This window comes from Acidovorax soli (assembly GCF_014207955.1).
In the GTDB taxonomy this organism is placed as follows: Bacteria; Pseudomonadota; Gammaproteobacteria; order Burkholderiales; family Burkholderiaceae_C; genus Acidovorax; species Acidovorax soli_A.
The window spans coordinates 65797-73370 of sequence record NZ_JACHLK010000024.1 but is presented as its reverse complement, the minus strand read 5'-3'; the positions used below and the strand labels follow the sequence as shown (position 1 = coordinate 73370).

Annotated in this window: 6 protein-coding genes; 2 read left to right on the top strand and 4 right to left on the bottom strand. The window is 71.1% G+C overall.

All coding sequences use genetic code 11. From position 1 onward, the window contains the following. Window positions 1-331: 331 nt before the first annotated feature. Window positions 332-1327, bottom strand: a complete 996-nt coding sequence (locus tag HNP48_RS32840) for a molybdopterin-binding oxidoreductase (RefSeq protein WP_184865373.1) — start codon at window positions 1325-1327, stop codon at window positions 332-334. Window positions 1328-1497: 170 nt separating this feature from the next. Between HNP48_RS32840 and HNP48_RS32835 the strand changes: the two genes are divergently transcribed. Further along, window positions 1498-2886, top strand: a complete 1389-nt coding sequence (locus HNP48_RS32835) for a chloride channel protein (protein WP_260420471.1) — start codon at window positions 1498-1500, stop codon at window positions 2884-2886. 89 nt (window positions 2887-2975) lie between these two features. Beyond that, window positions 2976-3662, top strand: a complete 687-nt coding sequence (locus tag HNP48_RS32830) for a Crp/Fnr family transcriptional regulator (RefSeq protein WP_221480436.1) — start codon at window positions 2976-2978, stop codon at window positions 3660-3662. 4 nt (window positions 3663-3666) lie between these two features. Here the strand turns inward: HNP48_RS32830 and HNP48_RS32825 are convergent, their stop codons facing one another. The 3 genes from HNP48_RS32825 to HNP48_RS32815 all read right to left on the bottom strand — a co-directional run bounded on the left by HNP48_RS32825 (window position 3667) and on the right by HNP48_RS32815 (window position 7484). Next, window positions 3667-5355, bottom strand: a complete 1689-nt coding sequence (locus tag HNP48_RS32825; RefSeq protein ID WP_184865371.1) for an acyl-CoA synthetase — start codon at window positions 5353-5355, stop codon at window positions 3667-3669. 36 nt (window positions 5356-5391) lie between these two features. Further along, window positions 5392-6165, bottom strand: coding sequence for a nitroreductase (locus HNP48_RS32820; protein ID WP_184865369.1), 774 nt, complete (start codon window positions 6163-6165; stop codon window positions 5392-5394). Window positions 6166-6248: 83 nt separating this feature from the next. Next, a complete protein-coding gene (locus HNP48_RS32815) occupies window positions 6249-7484 on the bottom strand; it encodes a calcium:proton antiporter (RefSeq protein ID WP_184865367.1) in 1236 nt (411 codons plus the stop codon). Window positions 7485-7574 lie beyond the last annotated feature (90 nt).

Genomic DNA, 7574 nt, shown 5'->3' with positions numbered 1-7574 from the left:
GGATTGAAGTTGCCCTGGGCGTCGAAGTCGGTGACGGGGAAGGACAGCAGGCCGGAGCCCATGATGGATTTGAGGTCTTGCGGGGTCATGGTGGTGGGTTCGTCCAGGGGTCGTGCAGGCCAGGCCAACAGGTCGTACAAGCGGGTTGCGGAGCCCCGTTTCGCCTGCCCGAGGCAGTGATCGGAGGGTTTGCGGCACCGATCTGCGGCGCCGATGCATGAATGTTAACGATAACATTTGCACAAACCATAGGGAAAACCCGTAGTTATGCGATAACTTGCAAATTCATCCCGCGGCAGCGGGAACGGCTGCTGCCTGGCTCAGAACCTGTTCAAGGCACGGCGGGCGCGGCCGCAAACACCTCGATGGCCTCGAGCCCCGAGACCGAGCGCCCCGCCTTGCCGTCCCCCACCACCACGAGCCGCGCCAGGCCGCGCGCCAGGGGCTGCCCGTCGATGCGGTAGGCGATGAGCACGCGCCGCCCGCCCAACTCGGGGCTCATCTCGGCCAGGGAGACGAGGGCCTGGTAGCCATCGGCCCCGGTGGCCACCAGGTACATGGACTGCAGGTTGGCACCGCTGTCGCCATCGGCCTCCAGCGCGGCCGAGGTGTGCAGCAGGCTCCACAGGTCCACCCCCGTGTAGCGGCGCCCGCCCACCTCGTGCGTGACGGCCGGCAGCGCCAGCAGCGCCGCCTCGTCCAGCTGCAAGGCGTTGCCCACCGCACCCAGCACCTGCACGGCCTGCGGCGCCGCCACCCCGCTGCCCGTGCCCACCGAGCCGGAGGCACGCACCTCCAGCCGCGTGAGGCCGGCCACGTAGCGGCTGCCCTGCACATCGCCCGGCGCGGTGATGCGCAGCGATGCGGGCCCGGTGGCCCCGCCCTCCTCCCCGGCCCCCGCCTCGGCATAGGCCACGATGCTGGGCTTGGCACCAAAGTCCGGGTGCAGTTCGCCCACCGAGAACACGGCGTGGTAGCCCTCGGCGCCACTGGCCAGCACATAGCGGCCCAGGGCCGCAGCCCTCTGCCCATGGGCGTCCGTGGCCATTGCCGACTGCAGGGCGCAGGCCTGCAGCAGCGGCCACAGGGCGGCACCGGTGTAGCTGCGCGCCTGCGGCCCGCTGCCGTCCTGGTAGTCCACCTTCTGCTGCACCACGCCCGACTGACGCAGGTCCAGCACCGACTCGGTGGCCGGAGCCTGCACGGCACACACCAGCTGCACGCGTGCAGCCCCATCGCCCTGGTGGGCGCAGCCCTGCACCAGCCCCAGCGCGCCCAGGGCCAAGAGGGCCTGGGCAAAGGTCGTCGAAGTGCGTGGCATGGGCATGCAGGGCTCCCGTCGGCTGGGGTGGTCGTGACTGACGCACCCATTCTGGCACCGCACTCCACCGGCCAGGCAGCGGTAGCACCTGCTTACCACCACCGCCCCGGCATGGCTGGTTCGCTTCTTGCATCGCCTGTGCACAGCCCCACCACCGGTCGCCCGCCCTTGCCTGCATGAACCACCACGAACCCGACTTCCTCGCCAACGTGCGCCAGGAGCTGAACGATGGCCGGCGCTGGCTGGACCGCACCATCGTGCTGGCCTATGCCTGCGCGGCCGGGCTGTGCGTGGTGGCCTTCACGCTGATGGCCGATGCGGCCTTCGAGCTGTTCATGCACCTGTACCGCTGGCAGGGCGGCTGGGCCGTGCTGCTGTGGATGCCCGCCGTCACGGCCACCGTGGTCTGGGCCACGCGGCGCTGGGCGCCCGGCGCCGCGGGCTCGGGCATCCCGCAGGTGATCACCGCGCTGGATCCGGCGCTGGAAACCGGCAAGCGCGGGCGCTTTGTCTCGCTGTGGCTGTCGTTCGCCAAGATCATGCTGGCCAGCGCGGGCTTTCTGGCCGGACTGTCCATCGGGCGCGAGGGGCCCTCGGTGCAGGTGGCGGCGGGCATCATGCACCATGCGCGGCGCTGGTTCGACCCGCGCTCGGGCATCACCGCGCATGCGCTGCTGGTGGCCGGCGGCGCGGCCGGCATTGCGGCGGCCTTCAATGCGCCACTGGCCGGCGTGGTGTTCGCCATCGAGGAGTTGTCGCGCAAGATGGAGTCGCGCAGCAGCGGTGTCATCATTGCGGCCATCGTGCTGGCCGGGCTGATGGGCGTCTCGGTGTTCGGCAACCTGAGCTACTTCGGCCGCATCCAGGTGCCGCACCTGGACTGGAGCGCCCTGCTCCCCGGCCTGGCCGTGACCCTGGCCTGCGGCGTGCTGGGCGGGCTGTTCGCCAAGCTGCTGGCGGCCTCGCTCACCGGCACCTCCGAGCGCCTGTGCCGGCTGCGTGCGCGCTTTCCGATCCGCTTCGCCGCGGGCGGTGCCCTGGTGGTCGCGGTCATCGGGCTGGTGACCGGCGGCGCCACCTTCGGCGCAGGGTCCGAGGCGGTCAAGCACATGCTGGCGGGCCAGGCCGATGTGCCGGCCGTCTACGTCACGCTCAAGTTCATTGCCACCTGGCTGTCGGCCTGGCTGGGCGTGCCCGGCGGCATCTTCGCGCCCTCGCTGTCCATCGGCGCGGGCGTGGGGCACAAGCTCGCGCTGCTGCTGGGCCCGGACATCGGCCCGGCGCTGATCGCCATGGGCATGGCCGCCTTTCTCGCAGCCGTCACGCAGGCACCGCTCACGGCCTTCATCATCGTGATGGAGATGGTCGACGGCCACGCCATGGTACTCAGCCTCATGGCCGCGGCCATGCTGGCCAGCCTGGTCTCGCGCATGCTGGCAAGGCCCTTGTACGAAACGCTGGCGCTGGCGATGCTGCAGTCCCTGCAGCAGCAACAGCCACCACAACCGCCGCCGACGGTGGAGCCCAGCCCAGCACCCCCCGGTCCGGCCCGCCCCGGCGCCTGACTTCGCACAGGCCCCGTGCCCGGGCTTTGCCCCATTGGCGCCGCGCGCGATCTCCCGCAGAATTTCGCGGTCCCATCTGCCGCCGCGCCATGACTGCCGACTCCCTCGCCCTCTTTCTCGCCCAATCGTCCTGGACGTCCAGCCTGACCACCGAAGAGGCCGCGCGCGTGCGCCGGGCCATCACGCTGCGCAGCTACCCTGCGGGCGGCGCGGTGTTCGCCAAGGGCACACCCACGGCGCACTGGGCCGGGGTGGTGGAGGGCATGCTCAAGCTGGACAACATCACGGCCGAGGGCCGCACCAGCACCTTTGCGGGCGTGCCCTCGGGCGCCTGGTTCGGTGAAGGCTCGGTGCTCAAGGACGAGCCCCGGCCCTATGCCGTGACGGCGCTGACCGACAGCGTGGTGGCCCTGCTGCCGCGCAGCGAGTTCCTGCGGCTGCTGCACGAGAGCCACCCGTTTGCGCTGTGGCTGATCGGGCAGCTCAACGCGCGCCTGGCGCACTACGTGGCGCTGGTGCAGTCGGACCGGCTGGGCGACACCACGGCGCAGGTGGCGCACAGCCTGTCGGGCCTGTTCAATGATGCGCTGTTCCCCAACACCGCGCGGCGCATCACACTCTCGCAGGAGGAGCTGGGGCGCCTGTCGGGCGTGTCGCGCCAGGTGGCCAACAGGGCGCTGCAGGAGCTGCAGGACCGCGGCGCGATCCGGCTGGGCTATGGGTCCATCGAGGTGATCGACCTGAAGATTCTGCAGGCCATCGCCCGCGAGGGCTGACCGTTCAGCCGGCGGCCTCGGTCTGGATCTGCGCCAGCCGCGTGATCGCCTCGCGGCTGCCCGCGATCTCGCGCAGGCGGAACTTCTGGATCTTGCCCGTGGCCGTCTTGGGCAGGGCATCGAAGACCACCTGGCGCGGGCACTTGAAGCGCGCCAGGTGCGCGCGGCAGAAATCGATCAGCTCCTGGGCACTGACGCTGCCCACCGCGTCGGCCTTGAGCTCCACGAAGGCGCAGGGCACCTCGCCCCAGCGCTCGTCGGGCTGGGCCACCACGGCGGCCAGCAGCACGGCGGGGTGGCGGTGCAGCACGTCTTCCACCTCCACGGACGAGATGTTCTCGCCGCCCGAGATGATGACGTCCTTGGAGCGGTCGGTGATCTGCACATAGCCATCGGGGTGCAGCACGGCGATGTCGCCGGTGTGGAACCAGCCGCCCGCAAAGGCCTTGGCCGTGGCGCCCGGGTTCTTGAGGTAGCCCTTCATCACGGTGTTGCCGCGCACCATGATCTCGCCGGCCGTCACGCCGTCGGCCGGCACGGGCTGCAGGGTGTCGGGGTGCAGCACGCGCAGGTCTTCCAGCGCCGCGGCACGCACGCCCTGGCGGGCCTGCAGCTGGGCACGCGCGGCCTCGGGCAAGGCAGCCCAGCCGGGCTGGCGCACGCAGCGCACGGGCGTGCCCGCGATCTCGGTGATGCCGTAGACATGGTCCACGTCAAAGCCCATGGCGGCAATCGCCTGCAGGATGGCGGCCGGCGGCGGCGAGCCCGCCGTGAGCACGCGCACCGGGCGCGGCAGCACGATGCGCTCGTGCGCGGGTGCATTGGCCAGCATGGCCAGCACCGTGGGCGCGGCGCAGAAATGGTCCACGCCATGCGCAGCGATGGCCTCGAAGACCGCCTTGGCCGTGACCTTGCGCAGGCACACATGGGTGCCCGCGGCCGCCGTGACGGCCCAGGTGAAGCACCAGCCGTTGGCATGGAACATGGGCAGCGTCCACAGGTAGACGGGGTGGCGCGGCAGCGCCCAGTCGGTCATCTGCAGCAGGCTCATGAGGTAGGCGCCGCGGTGGCTGGGCACCACGCCCTTGGGGTCGCCCGTAGTACCCGAGGTGTAGTTCAGCGCGATCGGGTCCCACTCGTCCTCGGGCCACAGGCCTGCGAAGGCCGGGTCGCCCTCGGCCAGCAGGGCTTCGTAGTCGATGGCACCGAAGGCCGGCTGCGCAGGCAGGCCCGTATCGTGGATGGCGACCACCAGGGGCGGCTGCGCCAGGCCCGCGACGGCCTGCACCGCCAGGGGCGCGAACTCGCTGTCCACCAGCAGCACGCGCGCCTCGCCGTGGCCCAGGATGAAGCCCACCGCCCGGGCGTCGAGCCGGCAGTTGATGGCATTGATCACCGCGCCGCACAGGGGAATGCCCAGGTGCGCCTCCAGCATGGCGGGCGTGTTGGGCGCGAGGATGGCCACGGTGTCGCCGCGCTGCACACCGCGCCGCGCCAGCGCGCTGGCCAGGCGGTAGGCGCGCTCGCGCGTCTGCGCCCAGGTCTGCGTGCTGCCGCCATGCACGACGGCGATGCCCTGCGGGTGCACCTGGGCACTGCGGTCCAGAAAGCCCAGCGGCGTGAGCGGCAGGTGGTTGGCGGGCGCCCGGTCCAGGCCGTGCTGGTAGGGGCTGCTGTGGGGGGCTTTGTGCATGGCTGTCTCCTTGGGGTGGCGTGTGGGATGGCGCGCTCAGGCGTGGTAGGTGGTGAAGGACTCGACGCTCTCGCGCTCGGTCACCAGCGTGTTCTCGATGCGGGCCGGGTCGGCATGGCCCAGGCCCATGCCGCAGACCACCATCTCGGTGGCGGGGATGCAGAGCTCGGCGTGGATGACTGCATGGAACCGGGTGAACGCCACCTGCGGGCAGGTGCCGAGCCCGCGCGCACGGGCCGCCACCATCAGGCTCTGCAGGAACATGCCGTAGTCGAGCAGGCTGCCGGCCGCCAAGGCCCGGCTCACCGTGAAGATCAGCCCCACGGGCGCATCGAAGAAGTGGTAGTTGCGGCCATGCTGGGCCTGCATGCGCGCCTTGTCGCCCCGGGCGATGCCGAGCAGGCCATACAGGTCCCAGCCCACCTTGCGGCGCCGGTCCACATAGGGCGAGACCCATTCGAGCGGGTAGTAGTGGTAGGGCTCGGCGAGGGCGGCCGCCGCATCGCCGTCGTTGTCCACGGCGGCGATGGCGGCGCTCAGGCGCTCCCTGGCGCTGCCCATGAGCACATGCACGCGCCAGGGCTGGGTGTTCATGCCCGAGGCCGCGTGGCGCGCCACATCGAGGATGGCGTGCACCTCGGCCAGATCCACCGGCGTGGGCAGAAAGGCGCGGACGCTGCGCCGCGAGACGATGGCCCAGTCCACCGCCTGGCGCAGCGGCCGGGCCGCAAGCGGGGCCGCGCCGGGCGAACGATCGGGATGGCTGGGAGGGGTGCCGGAGAGGTCCGGCGGCAGGGGTGAACAGGTCATGGCGGCATGCTAGGCATGGCCGCCGTTCATGACTGTCGATGCGATGACATTTCGGGAAATCCCGGCATCCGCAAGCCCTGCCCTCAGGGCAGAAAGAGCACCAACCCGAACACGGAAAACAGTGCAAGGTGCATCAGCCCCTGCAGGGGCGAGGTGCGCTGCCCGTTGAAGCTGAGCATCGAGAGCGCAACCGTCAGCACCGCCAGCACCACCTCGGTGCCCGACAGGCCCATGGCCATGCGCCGGCCCGTGGCCACGCCGATGAGCAGCACGGCCGGCACCGTGAGGCCCACCGTGGAGACGAACGCGCCCAGGCACAGGTTGAGCGTGCGCTGCATGCCGTTGCCCATGGCCGCGCGCACCGCGGTGATGGACTCGGGCGTGAAGACGATGATGGCGATGAGCACCCCGCCCACGGCGGCGGGTGCACCGGCCGCGGCAAGGCCGTAGTCGGTCACGATGGCCAGGTAATGCGCCAGCAACACGATGGGCAGCACCAGCGCCAGCAGCACCAGCGAACGCACGAACACGGCGCGCCGGCCGGTGCCCGGCAGTGCCTCGGACTCCTGTGGCACGGGCAGCGGCGCCGATGCCGGCACCGCCATGCGGCCGGCCGCCGGCTGCAGAAAATAGCGCCGGTGGCTGCCCATCTGCAGCCACAGAAAGGCCGCGTACAAGCCGGCTGTGAGAGCCGCCATGCCCAGCGCCTGCGGCGTGGAGAACGCACCCGCCCCGCCCAGGTGGTTGGGCAGCACCAGCGCCGTGCCGGTGAGCAGCGCGATCATGCCCAGGTAGGCCGTGGCGCCCTGGGCGTTGTACTCCTGGTCGCCATGGCGGGCCGCGCCGGCCAGAAGGCAGATGCCGATCACCAGGTTCATGATGATCATCATCACCGCGAAGATGGAGTCGCGCCCGATGCTGGAGGCCTCGCCTGGGCCGAGCAGCACCGAGGCGATCAGGATCACCTCGATGGAGACGATGGACAGCGTCAGCACCAGCGTGCCATAGGGCTCGCCCAGTTGCTGCGCGAGGTGGTCGGCCTCGTGCACCACGCCGAACGAGGCCGCCAGGGTGGTGGCGAACAGCAGCGCGAAGACACCGGCCGCCAGGCCCGGGCCCAGCGGCGCGGCCAGCCAGCTTCCGCCAAAGGCGATGAAGAGCCCCGCCACCAGCCAGGTGCCGGCCAGCAAGGCCCAGGTCGCGGGCGCCACCAGGCGCGACGGGCCGGTGCCTGCCGCAGGCGGCACCGAAGCGTGGGGAAGAAGGGGTTGCGCCGCAGCGCTGCGTGCAAAGTGGCGGGGGGTGTTCGGCCTGTCCATGTTGTCCACCGGGGGAAAACAAGGGCCGTCCCCTGGTGTCGGTACAGGGCCGAAGTCGTCCACGGCCTGGCTGGCGCAGCGCGCGCGAGC

What these genes read in the sequence shown, in the direction of transcription:
- HNP48_RS32840 (WP_184865373.1), bottom strand. Translation starts at nt 1,327, where the DNA reads ATGCCCATGCCACGCACTTCGACGACCTTTGCCCAGGCCCTCTTGGCC.
- HNP48_RS32835 (WP_260420471.1), top strand. Translation starts at nt 1,498, where the DNA reads ATGAACCACCACGAACCCGACTTCCTCGCCAACGTGCGCCAGGAGCTG.
- HNP48_RS32830 (WP_221480436.1), top strand. Translation starts at nt 2,976, where the DNA reads ATGACTGCCGACTCCCTCGCCCTCTTTCTCGCCCAATCGTCCTGGACG.
- HNP48_RS32825 (WP_184865371.1), bottom strand. Translation starts at nt 5,355, where the DNA reads ATGCACAAAGCCCCCCACAGCAGCCCCTACCAGCACGGCCTGGACCGG.
- HNP48_RS32820 (WP_184865369.1), bottom strand. Translation starts at nt 6,165, where the DNA reads ATGACCTGTTCACCCCTGCCGCCGGACCTCTCCGGCACCCCTCCCAGC.
- HNP48_RS32815 (WP_184865367.1), bottom strand. Translation starts at nt 7,484, where the DNA reads ATGGACAGGCCGAACACCCCCCGCCACTTTGCACGCAGCGCTGCGGCG.